The organism is Arthrobacter sp. MOO21 (assembly GCF_057369995.2).
The window spans coordinates 4,056,129-4,075,014 of the sequence record NZ_CM170671.2; the positions used below are offsets into that span (position 1 = coordinate 4,056,129).

An 18,886-nucleotide genomic window follows, 5' to 3' on the forward strand; every position below is an offset into this window, starting at 1 on the left:
CCCATCGGTCCAGTTGCTGAAGTATAGGCCAGATGCCGCCACAACCGGCAGCCTTCCGCGGCCAAACAACGCACTGCAGCTGCCTTTGGAGCTAGTCAGGGGCCAGGAGTGTCTCGTGAAAGACAGGCTGTATTGCACAGTCAGGGAGTTGCTTGCATCACCGGAATGCGGCCCTCCCCGGCAGTTGTGCCGACACTGACCCGCGGGTCGAAAGCGATGGCGCCGGGCTCGACTGCGATCAGTCCCCCATCCACCGGGATGGTGGCTGCATTAACGTACGAGGCCTGATCGGAAAGCAGCCAGGCAATGACATCGGCGACCTCGGAGGACGCGGCCGGGCGCCGACTAGGGACAAACGCAGTGGCAAGGCTGTAGGCATCTTCGCGATCGATGCCGCTGTGTTCAGCAAATTCGCCCATCTCCATATCCGCCATTTCCGTCCGGGTCCAGCCCGGACATACCGCGTTGGCGCGCACGCCGAGCGGTCCGTAGTCGACCGCGATGGATTGCATCAACATGGCAAGGCCGGCCTTGGTGGCGTCGTAGCCCGCGATTCCAGCCGTCGCGCGAAGCGCTGCTGCTGAGGCCACCCCTACGATCGAGCCGCTGGCTTTGATCAGTTGCGGCAAGGCGGCCCGGACTAGTAGGAAGGGCCCGGTGAGGTTGGTGCTGACCATGGCGTTCCAGTCTTCATCAGACAATTCGCCGGCACTGCCGGCGCGGACAATTCCGGCATTCAGTACGAGGCCGTTGATGGCGCCGAAGTGCTCCACGGTATCGGCGACGAGCCGTTCCATGTCGGAAGCGGAGGCAACATCCGCGACGACAGCGCGGGCGCCGGTCATGTCAGCGACTCGGCTTACAGCTTCTGGGCGGCGTCCGCAGATGACAACTTCCCACCCTTGGCCCCGGAGTGCTGCGGCAGTGGCGGCTCCTATTCCGGTGCCTCCGCCGGTAATAACTGCAACTGATTTGGGGGTCATTCTGATCTCCCGGTTCTGTTTCGAAGGTGTGTGCTTTCGCTTACTCATGGAGAACCTATCGTCAGACTTCAAAGACGATGCGGGCATACCACCCGGCCACCTCGTGAAGACGTTGTGGTCCTGGAGGAAGGCGAATTACCGTGCTGCCGCCCGCGGAGGCGGCAGCACGGTAACCGTTTCAAATAACTTCTTTGGCGTAGTCGATGTCGCGCTTGCTCCTGCCGAACACCAGGCCGCCAAGCATCGCGGCAGGAATGAGGACGAGCAGCCACTTCGCGGCGGCGTTGTCAGGCCCAATGAGGGAGTCGTAGTTCTCGATCGTCACGTAGCCGATGTAGGAGAGGATCAGGGTGGAGAGAGTAGGTGCGATCTTCGTCGCCCAGATACTGGTGTTGTCTTTGGTCCGGACGAAGAACACAACGATGGATACGGACGCCAGGATGAGGATGGTGATGAAGGCTGCCGTTGCCAACGCGCTAAACCAGGCGAACACGACGGTCAGTGGGTCAGCGCCGAGGACCAGGAAGGTAACCACGACGATGCCGACGGCCACGCCGTTGGACAGGGCTGCGGTGGCGGGACTCCCATCCTTGGAAACGGTGGCCAGCCTGGCCGGCAGGACTCCGGCACGGCTGAGGGCGAAAAGGTAGCGGGCGAACATGTTCATCAGGCCCAGCAGCATGGCGAGGTAACTGGTCACGACGAGGACCTGCATGGCCATGCTCAAGACGCTCCCTCCACTTTGGGAGGCGAGGTTGAAGATGAATCCTGCAGGGTCATCCGTTGCCGCCTGTTGGATGTTGTCCACCCCGATAGCCCCTCCGATTACCCAGATGGAGAGCGTGTAAAAAATTCCGACGAAGGCAATCACGGCATAGAGGGCCCGCGGGATCGTCTTGCGGGGGTTGATTGCTTCTTCAGAAAACACCACGGTCGCTTCGAAGCTGGTGAAGCACAGGAAGGCGAACAGCAATGCAATGCCCAGGCCCGGGCTGAGGAGGTTTTCTGCCGTGAAGCCAGAGAATGTGAAGACTCCTGGCCCCTTGCTGGCAACGAGCACAATGACCAGGGCAGCCACTACGAGCGTTTCCCCGATAATGAGGACGGCCAAGAGTCGGATGCTCGTGTCGACGCCCCGCATGGTGAGTGCCGTGGCGATCAGAAGCAACGCGACAATCCAGACGAGCGGGGGCACGGAGAGTCCCGTGATGCTCTCCAGCAACTGCCCGGCGAAGACGCCGAACTGCGACCAGAGCCCGATCTGCAAGCTGAGGTACATCAGCAGCGCCAGACCAGCTCCTGCCGTGGCCCAGGGTGTACCTAGGCCTTTGGCGATGTAGGCGACGAAGCCGCCGGCGTTGGTGACATACCTGCTCATGCGCAGGTATCCGACGGCGAAGAGTGCGATGAGCAGGGCAGCGATCGCGTAGATCAAGGGGGCTGCCGGTCCTACGGCCGCAAAAACGACGGGACCGGTGCCGACGACGGCTGCCATGGGAGCCGCCGCTGCGATGACGAAAAAGGCGATGGCGAAAACGCCGAGTTTATTTGAGCGGAGATGGCCTGCTTGTGGTTGGACAGGTGTGCTGGACGGCGTCGTTGCCGGCAACTCGCTGACATTATCAATCATGGGTTTTCTCTTTCGGGCAGATAATGGCCGTAGCCGTGGTCGGGCTTCCTCAGACGAGGAGCCGTGCCTTGAGTTTGTTTGTGAGCGCCGGAGTGATGCCGAGTCCGTCTTCCAAGTAGGAGTGACGTGATCCCCAGGCGTGCTCCACGCTGTGCCATGCGGCTTCGAGGTACCCTTGCCGCGCTTCCAGCAAGGGTGTGATGACTGTTCGCAGGTGCTTGTCGATGCGGGCGACCCTGCCTGCGGAGTCTCTGATGACGTATTGGTTCTCCGGTAATGAACTCTGAACGTAGTCTTCGAGGATCGCGGTTTCAGGTACTCCCAGGATGGTCAAAAGGATGGCTATTGCCCATCCGGTTCTGTCCTTCCCTGCCGAGCAGTGGACGACGACAGGCAGCTCAACTCGAGCCAATGACTGAAGGAAACTGGCAAATACCGATGGGTTGCCTGCTATGTCGCGGGCATAGAGCCGGTGCATTGCCTCTTCAGCCTCCGCAGCCGTCAGCCTCCTGCCAAGCTCGCTCACGCGACCTTCGCGAACTGCAGACCACAGGCACGCGTCCCTGCTGTCTTTAGCCTGAAGTGGCGTTTGTACAGTCTTCAACGCAGGCACGCAACGGTCTTCGGCTCCGGATTCCCAAGGACTTCGCAGATCCATGAAGTGCAGGCCCGCCGCCTCCAGCCTCTGACGATCCGGGGCTGTCGAGTATCCGAAGTGCCCACTCCTGTACACCATGCCTTCAGCGACACGGGATCCTCCGTGCGCTGGCAGTCCTCCGAGGCTTCGGAAGTTCCGGACGCCCTCAAGGGGGTTAGGGCCAGCCAAGCCTGGTGTGACCTGTTTCATACAGAAAAGGTAAACACTGAATGCTCGGTACTGCAATAGAACACACCGAATGTTTCTTGTGGGACTAGTTCAAATTCTAGACCTAGTGTTCAATGTTCCTTGCCGGATCATGCGAACAAGGCCGCACTCGTCAAATTTTGCACAGACTGTTCACTTTTAGGAGCAGGTGTGCAATGCTGTGAATCAGATCACCCGGACACCCACGCGAAGGATCAAGAAATGAGTGCCTCCAACAAGCCCCTCTCCCTTCGGGAACGCAACCGCATGAGAACCCGCGGCGACATTCTCGACACCGCAGCTGAGCTGCTCAGTTCGGAGGGGTACGCCTCGACCGCCCTTGAGGTTCTTAGCCAGCAGGCGGGAATTTCGAGGGGGACCATTTATGCTCACTTCCCCGGCGGAAGGGACGAAATTGTCCGCGAGGTGTATCTGCGGATCGCCGACGCAGTGTACGTACGGGGCATCAGCCTGCGGGATCCCCTCACGGACCCCGCCGCAAAAATCACAGCATTGGCCACCGCACTGGTGGAGGCGACCAAGGAGCCCAAGGGCCGGTTCTACGGGGTGATGGGACCGGACCTGGTGTCAGCACTATCGGACGTCATGGGCTCGACTTCCCGCTCTTTCGAAGAGCTCATTGCGCGGGATCTGAAGGACGCGAAAGACAGCGGGACTTTGCCTGAGGACGCGCCGACAGAGGCGTTGGCCGCGACTATAACCGGGGCAATCCGCGCTGCCGGGGCTGCTGCTGCACGTAAGCCGGAGGACGCCGAGCCGGCCGTCGCGGCTATCCGCCTACTCATGGACGGACTTCTCGTACGAGCCACGGTCTGACTCACCGGGCAGAATAAACCACTAACGGAGGAATTTGTGTCAACACAACACTACGACGTCATCGTCATTGGACTGGGCCCGTGGGGTTCATCGGCGGCGTGGCACTTGGCAGCCCGCGGCAAGTCCGTGCTCGGCCTGGACAAGTTCGCACCGCCACACATGCACGGTTCGCACGGAGGCGCCACACGGCTGGCCCGGCAGTCCAGCAGCGCAGGAGCCCAGTACACCACCTTCACAAAGCGGACCTTTGAATTGTGGGACGATCTGGCCGCGAAAACCGGGACCCGGCTGTTGGAACGTTCGGGAACTGTGTTCGTCGGCGAACCCGGATCAATGTGGTTCGACAAAACAGTGGCCTCCCTAAGCGCGTCCGACTTTGAGTACGATGCCCTTGACGCGTCGACGGCACGGAAGCGGTTCCCTTGGGCCACCATTGATGACGACGAAGTCGCCGTATGGGAGCCAAACGGAACCGTCGCCCTCGTTCACCCCGCCATCAAGGCCCTGCAGTCAGAGGCTCGCCGGCTCGGCGCAACCCTGCGCACGGGAGAAGCGGTTCAAGGCTGGGATGAGAGCGCTTCGGGCATCGTCGTGAGCACCGATCAGGGTCAGTATTCAGCCGACAAGGTCGTCGTCACCGTGGGTGCCCGCGCCAACCATTTGATGCAACTGGATCTGCCCTACAAGGTCGACCGCCAGGTGCTGGCCAATTTCCGCCAGGACGGACCACCGAAGCCGGCCATCTACTTCGCCAAGCCCCCAGGATCGGACGAGGCACCGGCTTACGGTTGCTCCGAGCCTAACGGTGAATGGAAGTTCTCCGTCCCCGGGAAAGGAAACTGGATCGATCCCGAGGACCTCAGCCAGGACCTGAGGCCCGGAGACCTCGAACGGATCCAGGAAGTCCTCAGCGCCAGGCTCCCGGACATCGACACCAACCCGATATCGACCACCGTATGCATGTGGTCCGAGGTGGAGGACGGCCACTGGGTCATCGGCGCACACCCGGAGTCATCCAATGTCGTCATCGGCACCGGAGACATGGGCCGAGGGTTCCGCTATGCAGCGGTTGTTGGTGAAATGCTGGCCGATCATGTCGACGGCATTTCCCGCACCGAAACAAACCTGTTCCTGCCTTCACGCTTCGCCACAGCAAAGGCGTAAACAGTGACACCGGCAGACGTCCTGACCGCACCGTTACAGAGCTTGTGGGAGCTCGTGAAACAGTGCGAACAGTGCAGCCAGGACAACCTCCGACCCCAACACAGCGCACCTGCATTCGAACATCGAAGGACATCCAATCCTAATGACCATCGTCCCTGATACCGAAATCACCAGCATTGAGGCCGTGCTTTCGACGAATCCCGACTGGGGTGGCTGTCACGTCACCGCACATTCCCTCTCCGGCGGCCAGGCCCATAAGAACTACCTCGTCGAGGACGGTTCCCGTCGCTGCGTCGTCAAGCTCTGGAACAACTATTGGGAAACAGTAGGAGTTCTGCCCGCCGCCCACGTGGTTCTGGAAAACACGAGAATTGCCGCCGAGATCGGCGTAGGCGCGCCCGTCATAACAGTCTCAAACGAACCCTTGGCGCTGGCCCTCGACTTTGTTCCGGGAGGCCACCCGAGGCTAAGCGACGACGATGACTCCGTCACCCGACTCGTCCCGGCCCTTCACCGGCTTCATCACTCTGGCCGCCGGTTCCTCAACGACATCAACCCCTTCAACCTGGCCAGACAAAGGATGGAGGCCGCCAGGAGACAAGGTATCGAGCTGCCACCCGGAACGTCAGCCATCCAGGCCTTGATGGACCGCCTGGAGACCGTCCTCGCCTTGGATCCATCCCAGTTTGTTCCCTGCCATCTGGACATTTGGGATGCAAACATCATCAAGGACACCTCCTCGATGACCTACAACATTATCGACTGGGACCTCGCCGGCAACTCGGACCCGTGCTACGAGATCGGATTCATTGCAGCGCAAAACGGATTCGGGAAAGAGAAGGCACACGCACTCTTCGAGGCCTACTTCGGCAACACTGACCCAGTAAAAATGGCCCGCGCCAGGCTCTTCATGGCGGTGGCTCATTGGTCCAACAGTGGACTGTGGATCACCGCAATGGGCAACGCTGCGCCCAACGACGACGCCGACTACGCAGGGGAACTGCGCACCTGCTGGGAAGGGCTGATCACCGAAATAACAGCCCCTGACTTCCCCGACTTGATAAAGGCAGCCGAAACACCGGCAGCTCTCGTCTAACACCCCCCGCCGCGCGTTAGCGCCTAACCAAGGCTGGTTCTACGCCAGTCGATACAAGTACGCCCATAACAGGAAACGATTTCGGAGCAACAGATGAACGACATCACGCAGGAAGAAGCACACAAGATCGTTGAAACGGCACGAGAGGCAGCCCTGTCCTCGGAAACCCTGATGAACATTGCCGTTGTAGACGCCGGCGGAAACCTCAAGGCCTTCACCCGCATGGACGGTGCGTGGCTTGGCAGTATCGACATCGCCATCAAAAAGGCACGCACTGCACGTTACTTCGACATGCCCACCGGAGACATCGGCTCCATCTCGCAGCCCGGCGGACCGCTGTTCAACATCGAAGTATCCAATGGCGGCCTGATCACCTTTCCCGGGGGCATCCCACTGACCAAAGACGGGGTCACCATCGGCGCCATCGGTGTCAGCGGCAGCACCGTGGAAAACGACCACCTGGTCGCTACTGCCGGCGCCCAAGCCCTCTAACCGGTTGCCGGGGCCGGCCATCGACTGTCCGACCCCGGCAACACCCACCGACTCATGTTCCGGACTCAAATCCGCACCAACGGCCAAGGACAGCAATGACACTCGAAACAGCCACAGAACCGGCGCCCGACGCGCTCCTTCAGGAAAGCCTCATTGACCGCCGCGAACGCACCATCGGGCGCCACTCCCCGCTGTTCTATGCCACTCCCCTGGAAATCGTGGCCGGCGAAGGCGTGTGGGTCCACGACGCAACCGGCAAGACCTACCTGGATGTCTACAACAACGTTCCCCACGTCGGACACTCCAACCCTGTGGTCCGCGAAGCAATCACAGCCCAGCTGCAGACGGTCAACCTCCACACGAGGTACCTCAACTCACGCGTCGTTGAGTACGCCGAAAAGCTGCTGGCGCTCTTCGACTCCCCGCTGGAGCGGGTATTTTTCACCAACAGCGGATCCGAAGCAAACGAGCTCGCCCTGCGAATCGCACGGCAACACACCGGCAACACCGGCATCCTTATCTCCGACCACAGCTACCACGGCAACACAACCACGCTGGCCGAACTGACCACCGGCCTTCAGGTCAAAGAACCCCTCGGCGCCCACGTACGCCCCCTGCGTATTCCGGACGCAGCAGGGCTGACACCGGCTAAACGAAAGCGCCTCCTCCAGGAAGCGCTGCGCGACGTCGACGCAGCCATCTCCTCGCTCCAGGCCGAAGGCCACGGCGTCTCAGCCATCCTGTATGACCCGCTGTTCTCAACCGAAGGACTCCTGCAGACCCCCGACGGCTACATTGAGGCAGTCACCGACCGGGTCCATGCCGCCGGCGGACTGATCATCGCGGACGAGGTCCAATCGGGCTTCGGACGGACCGGCAACCACATGTGGGGCCACCAGGCTTTCGGCACCACCCCCGATCTGGTGACACTTGGCAAACCGATGGGCAACGGCCACCCGGTAGGTGGCGTCATCACCACGCAAGCACTGATGGAGGAATTCGGGGAAAACAACACCTACTTCAACACATTCGCTGGCAACCCCGTCTCGTCAGCAGCCGGCCTTGCTGTCCTGCAGGTCATGGAAGAGAACGGGCTTCTTGACAATGCACACCAACTCGGCAAATACATCGCTGACGAACTCGCAGCCCTTACTGAGGACAACCCCAGGATCAAGAGCGTACGCGGCCGGGGCCTCTTCTTTGGCCTGGAAATCGTCAATCCCGACGATGCGATGCCGGACCCTGCCGCCACCAAGGCACTCACCGAAGAGATGCGTTCCCGCGGCGTCCTCATCGGAAAGATCGGTCGCCACGAAAACGTCCTCAAAATGAGGCCACCGCTCATCTTCGAACTCGAACACGCCCAACACATGATCGAGCAACTCCGCCTGGCACTGAAAACACTCGACAGCCCAACTGATCAAAGCCAATGGTGACCATCCCGGATTCACACGGAACAACAACTAACCACTCAATGAGGAGAAAGCCATGAACACCACGCCAGTCCTTACCCAGGACTCCGTTGCTGCCCGGACCATCTTCAACCCCGCCACCGGTGAACCCGTCGGCGACGCGCCCGTCCACACGGTCGCAGACCTTCAGCACGCCATCGACGTGGCAGTCGCCGCCCAACCGGCGTGGGCCACACTCGGCCACGAGGCACGGTCCGCCGCGCTGCTGAAGGCCGCCGACGCCGTCGAAGCGCGCGCGGAAGAACTCGCCCAGCTGCTCTCCCGCGAGCAGGGCAAACCGCTTAACGGCCCCAACGCCCGCTTCGAAGTCGGCGCCTGCGCCGCCTGGCTCCGCGCTGCCGCCGGGACACCGCTCGAAGCAGAAACCCTGGTCGATGACGGTGAAACCCGTGCCGAGCTGCACTACCGGCCCATCGGCGTCGTCGGGGCCATCGGACCATGGAACTGGCCCATGATGATCACCGTCTGGCAGGTCGCCCCCGCGCTGAGAATGGGCAACGCCGTAGTGGTCAAACCCTCCGAATACACCCCGCTCAGCGTGCTTGCCCTCGTCGAAACCATCAACGAAGCACTACCCGAAGGGCTCCTCACCGTAGTCTCCGGCGCACGCGATGTAGGCGAAGCCCTCGCCTCCCACCCTGCCATCGGCAAGATCATGTTCACCGGCTCCACCGCCACGGGCAAGGCGATCATCAAATCCTCCGCGGACACCATCAAGCGGCTCACCCTGGAACTGGGAGGAAACGACGCCGGCATCGTCCTGCCCGACGCCGACCCCAAGGCCATCGCCGAAGGCCTGTTCTGGGGCGCCTTCATCAACACCGGCCAAACCTGCGCCGCCCTGAAACGCCTCTACGTCCACGACGATATCTACGACGCGGTCTGCGAAGAACTCACGGCGGTGGCCAGGGCCATGCCAATGGGTAACGGCCTGGACGAAAACAACGTCCTGGGACCGCTGCAGAACAAAGCACAGTACGAGATCGTTGCGAACCTGGTCGAGGCGGCCAAGGCCTCCGGCGCCCGCGTCCTCCTCGGCGGAAACCCGGACACTGACCAGCCCGGCTACTTTTACCCCACCACGTTGGTCGCCGACGTCGACAACGACAACCCGCTCGTCGCCGAAGAACAATTCGGCCCTGCCCTGCCCATCATCCGCTACAGCACCATCGATGAAGCAATCGAGAAGGCCAACGCCCTCGACGTCGGCCTGGGCGCCTCCGTCTGGTCCTCAGACCCGGCAACAGCACGTGACGTCGCAACGCGCATCCAGGCCGGCACCGTATGGATCAACAAGCACGGCGCCGTCGACCCGCGCATCCCCTTCGGCGGGGCAAAGCAATCCGGCTACGGCCTCGAATTCGGCGTCGAAGGACTCAAACACCTCGGCGTCCCCCAAATCATCAACGGCTAAAACACGACTTTGAGGGTGGGGCAGCCCAGCAGGCGGGCTGCCCCACCCTCAAAGGCCAAAGCTGGGGGCCTGTTTCGTAGTTACAGCGACCGGTAGTGCCAAGCGATATTGCGGAGGATTCCATGAACCGCCACACCCATGCAGTTGAAGTAGAGGACTGGTCCATGCTCCAGGCCGGCGACAGGGTCGCCGTCTCAGAAGACCTCTTCTACCAGGACGGGCTCCAAGTAGAAGAAACAGCAGCAGACATCGGCGTGATCTGGGTCCGCAGAATCTCCAGTGGTGACCGCCAGCTTCTCAGCGTCGGGACCCACAGAATCTGGCATCTCGGCACCAGAGACATCTGATCCGCCCCGGTTCAACAGCAAGAACACAAACGAAGGTACGCATTCATGGCTCATAAAGTCCAAGCAGTAGTGGTTAAGGAAAAGAACGCCCCGGTTTCACTGGAGACCATCCTGGTTCCGGATCCGGGTCCCGGGGAGGCGCTGGTGGACATCATCACCTGCGGCGTCTGCCACACGGACCTGCACTACAAGCAGGGCGGCATCGGCGACGACTTCCCCTACCTGCTGGGCCACGAGGCCACCGGCGTCGTCAGCGCCGTCGGCCCGGACGTTACCTCCGTGGCGCCCGGTGACCGGGTCATCCTGAACTGGCGCGCGGTGTGCGGTGAGTGCCGCGCCTGCGCCAAGGGCCAGCCGCAGTACTGCTTCAACACCCACAACGCCACCCAGAAAATGACCCTCGAGGACGGCACGGAACTTTCCCCGGCGCTGGGCATCGGTGCGTTCGCGGAAAAGACCCTGGTAGCCGCCGGACAGTGCACCAAAGTGGACCCGGATGTTGACGCTGCCGCCGTGGGCCTGCTGGGCTGCGGCGTGATGGCCGGCATCGGTGCCGCGATCAACACCGGCGAGGTCAAGCGCGGTGAGTCCGTGGCAGTGATCGGCTGCGGCGGCGTGGGCATCGCGGCGATCGCAGGGGCCAGGTTGGCTGGCGCGACGACGATCATCGCCGTGGACATCGACGACAACAAGATCGGGATGGCCAAGTCCCTGGGCGCCACCCACGGGATCAACTCCAAGCAGGAGGACGCGGTGGAAGCCATCCGCGCCCTCACCGGAGGCTTTGGCGCGGACGTGGTGATTGACGCCGTCGGCCGTCCCGAAACGTACCAGCAGGCCTTCTACGCCCGCGACCTTGCCGGCCGCGTTGTCCTGGTCGGTGTCCCGACGCCGGAGATGAAGCTGGAACTGCCGCTGCTGGACGTCTTTGGCCGCGGCGGCTCCCTGAAGTCTTCCTGGTACGGCGACTGCCTTCCGTCCCGCGACTTCCCCATGCTCGTGTCGAACTACAAGCAGGGCAACCTGGACCTGGACGCGTTCGTTTCCGAGCGCATCACCATCGACCAGGTGGAGGAGGCCTTCGACAAGATGCACGAGGGCAAGGTCCTGCGTTCGGTGGTGGAAATCTAATGGCGGTCACCATCGAGAACCTGGTCACCTCGGGAACGTTTTCGCTCGACGGCGGCACCAGGGACGTGGACAACAACGTCTGGATCATTGGTAATGATGAGGAATGCGTGGTCATCGACGCGCCCCACGACGCCGCCGCGATCATCAACCAGGTCAGAGGCCGCAAGGTCAAGGCCATCCTGCTCACCCACGCGCACAATGACCACATCGGCGCCGCCCGCGGGGTCGCCGACCCCCTGGGCGCGCCGATCTACCTGAACTCCGAAGATTTGGTGTTGTGGGAGCAGGTCTATCCGGATGCCAAGCCGGACCGCTACCACTCCGACGGTGACGTGTTCGAAGTGGGCGGGGCAACGCTGCGCGCCATCCACACGCCCGGGCACTCCCCGGGATCCACGTGCTTCTACCTGGAAAGCGAAGGAACGGTCTTCACCGGGGACACGCTGTTCAACGGCGGCCCGGGTGCCACCGGCCGGTCCTACAGCGACTACCCCACCATCCTGAAGTCCATCCGTGAACGGCTCCTGACGCTGCCCGCGGAAACGGTGGTCCGCACCGGCCACGGCGACAACACCACTATCGCCGCCGAGCAGGAAACCTTGAACACATCGGCGTAGTGCCTGGACGTCGCTGCTCCTGCGGCAACGGTGGGCAATTTGTCAGGAGCTGTACCCGCCAAGGTCTTCGCCGAACGACAACGCCATCGTTCCGCTGCGCTTCAGCGCGTCCACCACCACGGCCGGCTCGATGGCCTGCGCCCGGGTGGCCCATGCAGACTCTTTCAGGTAGCTAGAGAGTGCTGCGCGGCTGGGAAAGACGGCATCGACAACAAGCTGGAAGTCGCCGGCGAGGACCGCGGCATACCGCACTGACGAAGAAGGAAGCATTTCCGCTTCCACACGGTCCAGTTCCGGAAACGGCACTTTGACCCACAGCAGAACCTCTACCGGCAATCCGAGCAGCGCAGGCTCGAAGACTGCGCGGATAAACAGTGTGCCCTCGCGCCGCATCCGCTCCACCCTGCGCTGAGCGGTCTGCACCGAGAGTCCCGTGATGCGCGCCAGTTCCTCGTAACTGGCGCGGCCATCGCGTTCCAGGGCCCTGAGAAGTTGCCGGTCCTCTTTGCCCAGTTGCTCCACGTGTTCCAGGGCGGTGGGAGCCTCCGAGTACCGGGTTCCGCCCATCGCCTCAATTTCCTCCGGCGACAGGACGCCGGGATTCCACTGGTGCATCGTTCTGGGATAGCTGAGGACGGGATACGTCGCGGCCGATCTAACGCCCGGGATGCTCCCTATGTCCCGGATCAGCAGTTCTGCAAACTTGGAAGCAGGGCTGGAAAGCTCCGCCGCGCAATCTGCGGAACCGGTGAGGATGTAGGTGTACAAGGTCTCCGGCCGCCGCGCGAGGGCAGCAGCGGCGATGCCGGCCGCGCCGGGATTGCAGGCAACCTTCAGCACAAACTGTTCCAGATGCCTGAAGCGGCTCGGGTTGGGCAAGGCGCGTATCCGCACCCGCCCGTCCCGGAGGAGCTCGGAGCCCCTCCGCGCCACCGTCCGTTCGGCCTCGCCCAATGCTGCGGCCACTTTCGCCCACGAGGCGCGCCCGTCTACCTGGAGGGCGCCGACAATCCGTTGGTCCAGCTCATCCAGCACATCCATGTCCCGCTCCCTGTTACGACTTCTTCGTCACCTCCAACTTTAGACTTCTCGCCAGACTTTTGGCTGATTCTTCCACTTTTCCAGAAGTCATTGTCGGAAACACGTGACGCAGCGCACGATTGTTGACGAACTCGACAACCTAGTGAAGGAAAAGCAATGACAGACACAGTCGCGATGACGCGTCAGGGAGCAGTTCGCGGGGTCCCGAACGATGGCACCATCAGCTGGCGCGGGATCCGGTACGCCGCTCCCCCCACCGGACCCCTGCGGTGGCAGGCTCCCCAGCCGCCAGAGCCCTGGGAGGGCATTCTGGACGTGGCCACCTTTCCAGCGCGTGCCCCGCAGGTGCTCGCCGCCGAGCTTGTGCCGCCTGGCGGCGCAACGCCGTCGGACGATGACTCGCCCATGGGTGAGGACTGCCTCTTCCTCAACATCACCGCGCCGACGCAGCCGACAGACTCGCCCTGTCCGGTTCTGGTCTGGTTCCACGGCGGCGGATACACCTGGGGATCAGGTGCCAACTTCATCGGCGACGGGAGGGCTCTCGCCCTCGAAGGCACCATCGTTGTCACCATTAACTATCGGCTGGGAGCCCTCGGCTTCCTCAAGCTGGACCATCTCCTCGGAGAGCAGTACGCCTCGTCGGCAAACGCGGGGCTGCTGGACCAGATCGCTGCACTGAAATGGGTCCGGGACAACGTGGCCGCATTCGGAGGTGACCCCGCCCGCATCACCATCGCCGGTGTTTCCGCCGGCGCCAAGAGCGTGGTCAACCTGATGGCCTCGCCAATGGCCGAGGGCCTGTTCCACCGCGGAATCATTCAAAGTGGCGGAGAGCACCTCAACACCCCCGCCACCGCAGAGCTAGTCACCGCCGCGCTGCTTCGCACCCTGGGCGTCGACCCGGAGGATGCGTCGGCGTTGCTGACAATGCCCGTTGAGGCGATCCTCGCCGCACAGCAGGAGATTGCCGCCGGCGTCAGGGCAACCTGGGTCTGGCGCCCAACCGTAGACGGACTCATTCTTCCCGAAGCCCCGGTCCACGCCTTTGCCAAGGGCCGCGCCAAGGGGATCAACATCATGGCCGGCGTGACAGCCAACGAGGCCGGAAGCTACGACCTCGCCGACCCGAGTGCGTCGCAACAGTCACCCCGCGTCCTCCGTGAAATCTTCGGGGACCAAGCAGAGCAGGTGCTGGTCATTTACCGGAGCACCTTCCCAGAGGCGGACGAGCGCCGCCTCCAATGCGCCGTGCTGGCGGACGAACGGTACGGCATCCCCACCATTCGGCTGCTCGACAGCCAGTCCGAACACGCGTCCTGCTGGCGTTACCGCTTCGATGCTCCAAGCCCCGGCGCCCCCAAGGAGAAGTGGGGGTTCCATGGCGCCGACGTTCCCTTTATCTGGGACATCGGACTCGAAACGGCAGAACCGGCGTTACAGACTCTGGCATCAGGAATCCGGCAGGCATGGACAACCTTCATCCACCACGGAAAACCCGAAAGCCAGGATCTGCCCTTCTGGCCGGAATACCGGCCAACAGAACGCTGGACAATGTTGCTGGACACCACCTCAACAGTGGTCCCGGATCCCCGGCAGCAACAACGGCAGGCATGGGAATCGGCAGAGTGGCAGCCCGACACCTGGTGGACATTCCCCGCCCTGCATGCAACACACAACACCACCCACTGACGAGTGAAAGAGTCCGTACAATGACGTACACCCACAGCACAGCTTCAGAAGGCACCGGGGACCTGCCAACCACCCTCTATAAGAAACTCGCCTGGCGAATTCTGCCCCTGGCCTCCATCTGTTACGCCGTGGCCATCATCGACCGGGTCAATATCGGCTTCGCCAAACTCGAAATGAGTGCCGACATCGGCCTCTCCGCCGCGGCCTACGGGCTCGGAGCCGGAATCTTCTTCCTCGCCTATATCTTCTTCGAGGTGCCGAGCAACATGATCCTCGAACGTGTTGGCGCAAAGATGTGGATCGCCCGCATCATGGTCACCTGGGGCGTTGTCACCATCGCTACCGGGTTCGTCCAAAACACTGAACAGTTCTACATTGCCCGGATCTTCCTGGGCATCGCAGAAGCCGGCTTCTACCCAGGCATGGTCTACTTCCTGTCCCAGTGGTTCCCACGCAAACGGCTCGCCCAGGCCCTGGCACTGCTGGTCATCGCCGGACCCATCGGCAGCATGTTCGTCGGCCCCCTGTCCGGCTGGATCATGTCCAGCCTTGGCGGACTCGCCGGTATCGCGGGCTGGCAATGGCTCTTCGTCATCCAAGGCATCCCGGCAGCCCTCCTTGGCATCATCTTCTTCCTTTCCGTCGCCAGTTCACCAAAGGACGCCGCCTGGCTCACCCCCGAGGAAAAGGCCGCCATTGCGGCAAGCCTCGGCACCGCCGGCGTACGTGAGAAAGCCTCGAAACAATTCAAGAAGGCCATCACCAACAAACGCGTCTGGCTGCTCGGTTTCATCCTGGCAGCCAACTACATAGGCATCTACGCCGTCGTCTTCTGGATACCCACCATCATCAAAAACACCGGCGTAACGGATGTAATGACGATCGGCTATTTGTCCTCGGTACCGTTCGCCGTCGCTGTCGTGGCGACCATCGCCCTTGGCATCTACTGCGACCGCAGCCAGGCACACCGGCGGGTACTGGTCACCGGCATGGTGCTGGCCGCACTGGGACTGGTCGCCAGTGTGGCCACCGGCGACCAACTGGCCCCCACCCTCATCGGCATATCCCTCGCAAGTGCACTCTTCACCGCCACCGGCCCCGTTATTTGGGCGGTCAGCAACCTCCAACTCAAGGGGATGGCGGCGGCCGCCGCAGGCATCGCACTGATCAACACCGTGGGATCCATCGGGTCCTTCCTTGGCCCGTACGTCATGGGGCTCGGTCAGGACTGGACCGGCAATGTCATCGTTCCCCTCCTCTTCATCGCAGGCGTAGCGGTGGCCGGCGCACTGGCTGCCCTGGCCATCCCCCGCACCCCAGCGGATCAGGAACACATCGAAGAAGGGCATGACAGCGGCCTGAAACCGGCATCACCGGGGAAAGCAGGAGCAGCGTCGTGAGCATCCTCTCCGATCGAGTGCGCACCGTGATGGCGGCCTACAACAACGGCGACGCGGAACCCCTGATCGCAACTTTCCGCGACGACGTTCAATACAACATCGTCGATCTCGGCAGGACATACCGAGGTCTGGAGGAAGTTAGCGCTTTGGCCCGCAAGGGGGCTGGCCAAACCCGCTTCCACCTTCAGGAGGTCATATCGCACGGGCCAATGATCGCCTTCTCCTACGACCACCACAACCCTCTGGCCGGCATGAGCTACAACGGGCCAGGACTGGCCGTCCAAAAGTACGATGACGACGGGCGACTACTCGCGCAGTGGGCCTATCGGGCTTGAAAACCAGCGCAAGGGACGACGGCGGGATTCCCGCCGTCGTCCCTTATCTTTTTCCAAGTTTGCGGCCACCATTCACGCTATGCACACCGGAGCTGCGTTTGCGTGTCCTGGTCAAATCCCGTCAACGCTGTCCTTGGCGGATTCGAGAAGGCTGACCATGTGACCGACCTTAATCACGGCTGCCCTGATTCTCACCGGATCGCTGATGGTCAGGAACTGGAGCATGAGACCGTCCAACGCTGCAAAGATAGCCAGCGAAACAGCATCATCCGCCACCAGGCCGCGTTGCCTCAGGGCATCCTCAACGGTCTGCATGTAAGCGGCGTACAACCTTTCCACCAGTGGCCGTACTTCCGGGTTCCGCCGGGATTCCAGCAGCATCTCAAACTGGAAGAGCTGCAGTTCCGGTTCAGCCGACACCGTCGCAATGAGCGAATCAGCGAAACTGTCGTCAAAGTCGACAATCCGTTCCAGGCCAGTCTCCTCGATGGACCGTTGAACAGCCCATTCCATCGTGGCAGCCAGAAGACCTTCGATGGAACCGAAGTGGTGCGTGACCAGCGTGTGGTTCACGCCTGCCCGAGCGGCAACGGCACGGTAGGTAACTCCCCGCAGCCCCTTCTCTCCCACGAGAGCAATCACTGCTGACAGCAACGCCTCCCGGCCGTCTCCATAGGGCAATCGGGCCGAACGTTGGGATTGGGTCATACGCCGAGTCTAGTCTTTGCCACTCCTCGAAAGGGATACGTTGACACTCGGAACTAAACACTTGTAGAGTTCTTTCTGTGGCCGCGGTCACCCTACGTGTACTCGACTGCAATCAGCTTCTCCCCTGCACCTTCCGCGCACTGCCGCACGGAAATTGGGGCACCTTTTTCGCATCGGCTTCACGCCCTGCATCCCGAAAAGAGCCATCGCATGAATCAAGAATCAGTCGCATTGCCGACGAGCATTGGGGCGGAAGAGCACGGGCACTCTCCAAACCCTGCGGGCTTGAGGCCCAATAAACTCGGCGTCCTGGCCATAGCCTTTTTCGCTATTGCCGCGGCCGCCCCCATGGCGGCGGTAGTAGGTGCCAGCCCCGTACTGTTCTCGGCCACCGGCGCCGGAACACCTGTCATCTACGTGATTGCCGCGCTCCTTGTAGCTCTCTTTTCCGTCGGTTATCTTCGGATGAGCCAGCACATCACCAACGCAGGCGGCTTTGTCGCCTATATGGCCAAAGGCCTGGGAATGAAATGGGCCACCGGCGGCGCGGGGATCGCCATCCTGACCTACCTCAGCCTCCAAATCGGGCTCTGGTCACAGTTCGGGGTATTCGCCCAACTCCTGGTTGAAGGAATCACCTGGCTCAGCATCCCGGTCTACCTCTGGATCGCCGTGCTGCTCGCCCTCGTGACCGGGCTGACCATGCGCGGAGTCGACGCCAGCCTCAAAGTGCTGGGAGTTCTCATTGTCGGCGAAGCCTTCGCGGTAGCCGCGCTGGTGGTCTCCCTCATCGCCCAAAAGGGCATCGGCATCTTCACATTCGAGGGCTTTAGCGGTGCCAATGTCTTTGGACCCGGTCTGGGAATCTCCCTGCTCTTCGCGTTCGCCTGCTTCACCAGCTTTGAAGCCACCGTAGTCTTCGCCGAAGAAGCCAAAGAACCCCGCCGCACCATCCCCCGCGCCGCCTACTTCGTCATCGCCTTCGTAGGAATCTTCTACACCATTTCCACATGGGCCATCAGCGGTGCCATCGGCATCGACAACATCCAAACGGTGGCCACCGGAAACCCTGCCGGCATGATCTTCGACCTGGCCCAAACCAGCGCCGGCTACTGGCTGAGCATGACCATGCAGATCCTCGTGGTCACCAGCTTCCTGGCCATGCTGCTGGGCCTGTCCAACATGTTCTCCCGCTACCTGTTCTCCCTCGGCCGCGCCGGCGCCCTGCCCACGAAGCTTTCCGCCGTCTCCAAGACCGGGGCCCCGCACGTGGCTGGGTTCATCAACGGAATCGTCGTCCTCGCGGTCATCAGCATCTTCCTGCTCGCAGGTGCCGACCCCATCACCACCGTGTTCTCCTGGTTCGTTGCCCTGGGAACGGCCGGCTTCATCACCATCCTGCTGGTGACCTCAGCCGCCATCGTGGTCTTCTTCGCCAGGAACGGCATGCTGGACAACCTCTGGGTCACCGTCATCGCACCGTCCCTGTCATTCCTCGCATTCATCGTCATCGGATACCTGACGCTGGATAACTACGACGCCCTGCTCGGCGGCGCCGGCGGCGTTGCACGCTGGCTCCTCCTCGGCATCCCCCTCTTCTTCGTGGCCGGAATTGCCCGGGGAGCGCAAAAGCCCTCGATCAACTTCGCCGCGGTCATCGGCTGACCCAGCCGCACCCACCTG

18 protein-coding genes are annotated in these 18,886 nt (G+C 62.1%); 13 read left to right on the top strand and 5 right to left on the bottom strand.

Going from position 1 to position 18,886, the window contains the following annotated elements; translation table 11 throughout:
• Positions 1 to 140: 140 nt before the first annotated feature.
• The 3 genes from AC2JAJ_RS18865 to AC2JAJ_RS18875 form a co-directional block, all read right to left on the bottom strand.
• A complete protein-coding gene (locus tag AC2JAJ_RS18865) occupies positions 141 to 1,070 on the bottom strand; it encodes an SDR family NAD(P)-dependent oxidoreductase (RefSeq protein ID WP_473697379.1) in 930 nt (309 codons plus the stop codon).
• A 91-nt stretch (positions 1,071 to 1,161) separates the two neighbouring features.
• Positions 1,162 to 2,613, bottom strand: a complete 1,452-nt coding sequence (locus AC2JAJ_RS18870) for an APC family permease (RefSeq protein ID WP_473697380.1) — start codon at positions 2,611 to 2,613, stop codon at positions 1,162 to 1,164.
• 49 nt (positions 2,614 to 2,662) lie between these two features.
• Entirely contained in the window at positions 2,663 to 3,460 is a 798-nt protein-coding gene (locus AC2JAJ_RS18875; RefSeq protein ID WP_486414868.1) for a tyrosine-protein phosphatase, read from the bottom strand.
• A gap of 219 nt (positions 3,461 to 3,679) precedes the next feature.
• Between AC2JAJ_RS18875 and AC2JAJ_RS18880 the strand changes: the two genes are divergently transcribed.
• From AC2JAJ_RS18880 to AC2JAJ_RS18920, 9 genes are all read left to right on the top strand, one after another.
• Positions 3,680 to 4,294, top strand: coding sequence for a TetR/AcrR family transcriptional regulator (locus AC2JAJ_RS18880; protein WP_473697382.1), 615 nt, complete (start codon positions 3,680 to 3,682; stop codon positions 4,292 to 4,294).
• Between the two features lie 36 nt (positions 4,295 to 4,330).
• Complete coding sequence (gene solA / locus AC2JAJ_RS18885; protein ID WP_486414867.1) at positions 4,331 to 5,458, top strand: N-methyl-L-tryptophan oxidase; 1,128 nt, start codon at positions 4,331 to 4,333, stop codon at positions 5,456 to 5,458.
• 142 nt (positions 5,459 to 5,600) lie between these two features.
• Entirely contained in the window at positions 5,601 to 6,554 is a 954-nt protein-coding gene (locus tag AC2JAJ_RS18890; RefSeq protein ID WP_473697384.1) for a phosphotransferase, read from the top strand.
• 93 nt (positions 6,555 to 6,647) lie between these two features.
• Positions 6,648 to 7,046: a GlcG/HbpS family heme-binding protein gene (locus AC2JAJ_RS18895; protein WP_473697385.1), complete on the top strand. Its 399-nt coding sequence runs from the start codon at positions 6,648 to 6,650 to the stop codon at positions 7,044 to 7,046.
• A 95-nt stretch (positions 7,047 to 7,141) separates the two neighbouring features.
• Positions 7,142 to 8,482 carry an aspartate aminotransferase family protein gene (locus tag AC2JAJ_RS18900; protein WP_473697386.1) on the top strand — a complete coding sequence of 447 codons (1,341 nt, stop codon included), beginning with the start codon at positions 7,142 to 7,144 and terminating at the stop codon, positions 8,480 to 8,482.
• Positions 8,483 to 8,534: 52 nt separating this feature from the next.
• Complete coding sequence (locus AC2JAJ_RS18905) at positions 8,535 to 9,932, top strand: aldehyde dehydrogenase family protein (protein ID WP_473697387.1); 1,398 nt, start codon at positions 8,535 to 8,537, stop codon at positions 9,930 to 9,932.
• Between the two features lie 95 nt (positions 9,933 to 10,027).
• Positions 10,028 to 10,279, top strand: a complete 252-nt coding sequence (locus AC2JAJ_RS18910) for a hypothetical protein (protein ID WP_473697388.1) — start codon at positions 10,028 to 10,030, stop codon at positions 10,277 to 10,279.
• 45 nt (positions 10,280 to 10,324) lie between these two features.
• Positions 10,325 to 11,410: an S-(hydroxymethyl)mycothiol dehydrogenase gene (locus AC2JAJ_RS18915; protein ID WP_486414865.1), complete on the top strand. Its 1,086-nt coding sequence runs from the start codon at positions 10,325 to 10,327 to the stop codon at positions 11,408 to 11,410.
• Positions 11,410 to 12,027, top strand: coding sequence for an MBL fold metallo-hydrolase (locus AC2JAJ_RS18920; RefSeq protein ID WP_486414864.1), 618 nt, complete (start codon positions 11,410 to 11,412; stop codon positions 12,025 to 12,027). Before AC2JAJ_RS18915 ends, AC2JAJ_RS18920 begins: the two co-directional genes overlap by 1 nt.
• A gap of 42 nt (positions 12,028 to 12,069) precedes the next feature.
• On the opposite strand, the gene AC2JAJ_RS18925 is transcribed toward AC2JAJ_RS18920, so the two are convergent.
• A complete protein-coding gene (locus AC2JAJ_RS18925) occupies positions 12,070 to 13,068 on the bottom strand; it encodes an Lrp/AsnC family transcriptional regulator (protein WP_473697391.1) in 999 nt (332 codons plus the stop codon).
• A 156-nt stretch (positions 13,069 to 13,224) separates the two neighbouring features.
• Here AC2JAJ_RS18925 and AC2JAJ_RS18930 point away from each other — a divergent pair, with 156 nt between their 5' ends.
• Genes AC2JAJ_RS18930 through AC2JAJ_RS18940 form a run of 3 tightly spaced genes read left to right on the top strand, consistent with a single transcriptional unit; the run spans position 13,225 to position 16,495 of the window.
• Complete coding sequence (locus tag AC2JAJ_RS18930; RefSeq protein WP_473697392.1) at positions 13,225 to 14,760, top strand: carboxylesterase/lipase family protein; 1,536 nt, start codon at positions 13,225 to 13,227, stop codon at positions 14,758 to 14,760.
• A gap of 20 nt (positions 14,761 to 14,780) precedes the next feature.
• Positions 14,781 to 16,160 carry an MFS transporter gene (locus tag AC2JAJ_RS18935; RefSeq protein WP_473697393.1) on the top strand — a complete coding sequence of 460 codons (1,380 nt, stop codon included), beginning with the start codon at positions 14,781 to 14,783 and terminating at the stop codon, positions 16,158 to 16,160.
• A complete protein-coding gene (locus AC2JAJ_RS18940) occupies positions 16,157 to 16,495 on the top strand; it encodes a nuclear transport factor 2 family protein (protein WP_473697394.1) in 339 nt (112 codons plus the stop codon). The genes AC2JAJ_RS18935 and AC2JAJ_RS18940 overlap by 4 nt, the downstream gene beginning before the upstream one ends.
• 111 nt (positions 16,496 to 16,606) lie before the next feature.
• Here the strand turns inward: AC2JAJ_RS18940 and AC2JAJ_RS18945 are convergent, their stop codons facing one another.
• Positions 16,607 to 17,203: a TetR/AcrR family transcriptional regulator gene (locus AC2JAJ_RS18945; protein ID WP_473697395.1), complete on the bottom strand. Its 597-nt coding sequence runs from the start codon at positions 17,201 to 17,203 to the stop codon at positions 16,607 to 16,609.
• 285 nt (positions 17,204 to 17,488) lie between these two features.
• Here AC2JAJ_RS18945 and AC2JAJ_RS18950 point away from each other — a divergent pair, with 285 nt between their 5' ends.
• A complete protein-coding gene (locus AC2JAJ_RS18950; RefSeq protein WP_473697396.1) occupies positions 17,489 to 18,868 on the top strand; it encodes an APC family permease in 1,380 nt (459 codons plus the stop codon).
• The last annotated feature ends 18 nt before the right edge of the window (positions 18,869 to 18,886 follow it).

Coding starts and splice junctions, on each gene's coding strand:
- AC2JAJ_RS18925 (WP_473697391.1), bottom strand. CDS start 13,068: ATGGATGTGCTGGATGAGCTGGACCAACGGATTGTCGGCGCCCTCCAG.
- AC2JAJ_RS18890 (WP_473697384.1), top strand. CDS start 5,601: ATGACCATCGTCCCTGATACCGAAATCACCAGCATTGAGGCCGTGCTT.
- AC2JAJ_RS18945 (WP_473697395.1), bottom strand. CDS start 17,203: ATGACCCAATCCCAACGTTCGGCCCGATTGCCCTATGGAGACGGCCGG.
- AC2JAJ_RS18930 (WP_473697392.1), top strand. CDS start 13,225: ATGACAGACACAGTCGCGATGACGCGTCAGGGAGCAGTTCGCGGGGTC.
- AC2JAJ_RS18870 (WP_473697380.1), bottom strand. CDS start 2,613: ATGATTGATAATGTCAGCGAGTTGCCGGCAACGACGCCGTCCAGCACA.
- AC2JAJ_RS18935 (WP_473697393.1), top strand. CDS start 14,781: ATGACGTACACCCACAGCACAGCTTCAGAAGGCACCGGGGACCTGCCA.
- AC2JAJ_RS18920 (WP_486414864.1), top strand. CDS start 11,410: ATGGCGGTCACCATCGAGAACCTGGTCACCTCGGGAACGTTTTCGCTC.
- AC2JAJ_RS18915 (WP_486414865.1), top strand. CDS start 10,325: ATGGCTCATAAAGTCCAAGCAGTAGTGGTTAAGGAAAAGAACGCCCCG.
- AC2JAJ_RS18865 (WP_473697379.1), bottom strand. CDS start 1,070: ATGCCCGCATCGTCTTTGAAGTCTGACGATAGGTTCTCCATGAGTAAG.
- AC2JAJ_RS18875 (WP_486414868.1), bottom strand. CDS start 3,460: ATGAAACAGGTCACACCAGGCTTGGCTGGCCCTAACCCCCTTGAGGGC.
- AC2JAJ_RS18880 (WP_473697382.1), top strand. CDS start 3,680: ATGAGTGCCTCCAACAAGCCCCTCTCCCTTCGGGAACGCAACCGCATG.
- AC2JAJ_RS18900 (WP_473697386.1), top strand. CDS start 7,142: ATGACACTCGAAACAGCCACAGAACCGGCGCCCGACGCGCTCCTTCAG.
- AC2JAJ_RS18895 (WP_473697385.1), top strand. CDS start 6,648: ATGAACGACATCACGCAGGAAGAAGCACACAAGATCGTTGAAACGGCA.
- AC2JAJ_RS18905 (WP_473697387.1), top strand. CDS start 8,535: ATGAACACCACGCCAGTCCTTACCCAGGACTCCGTTGCTGCCCGGACC.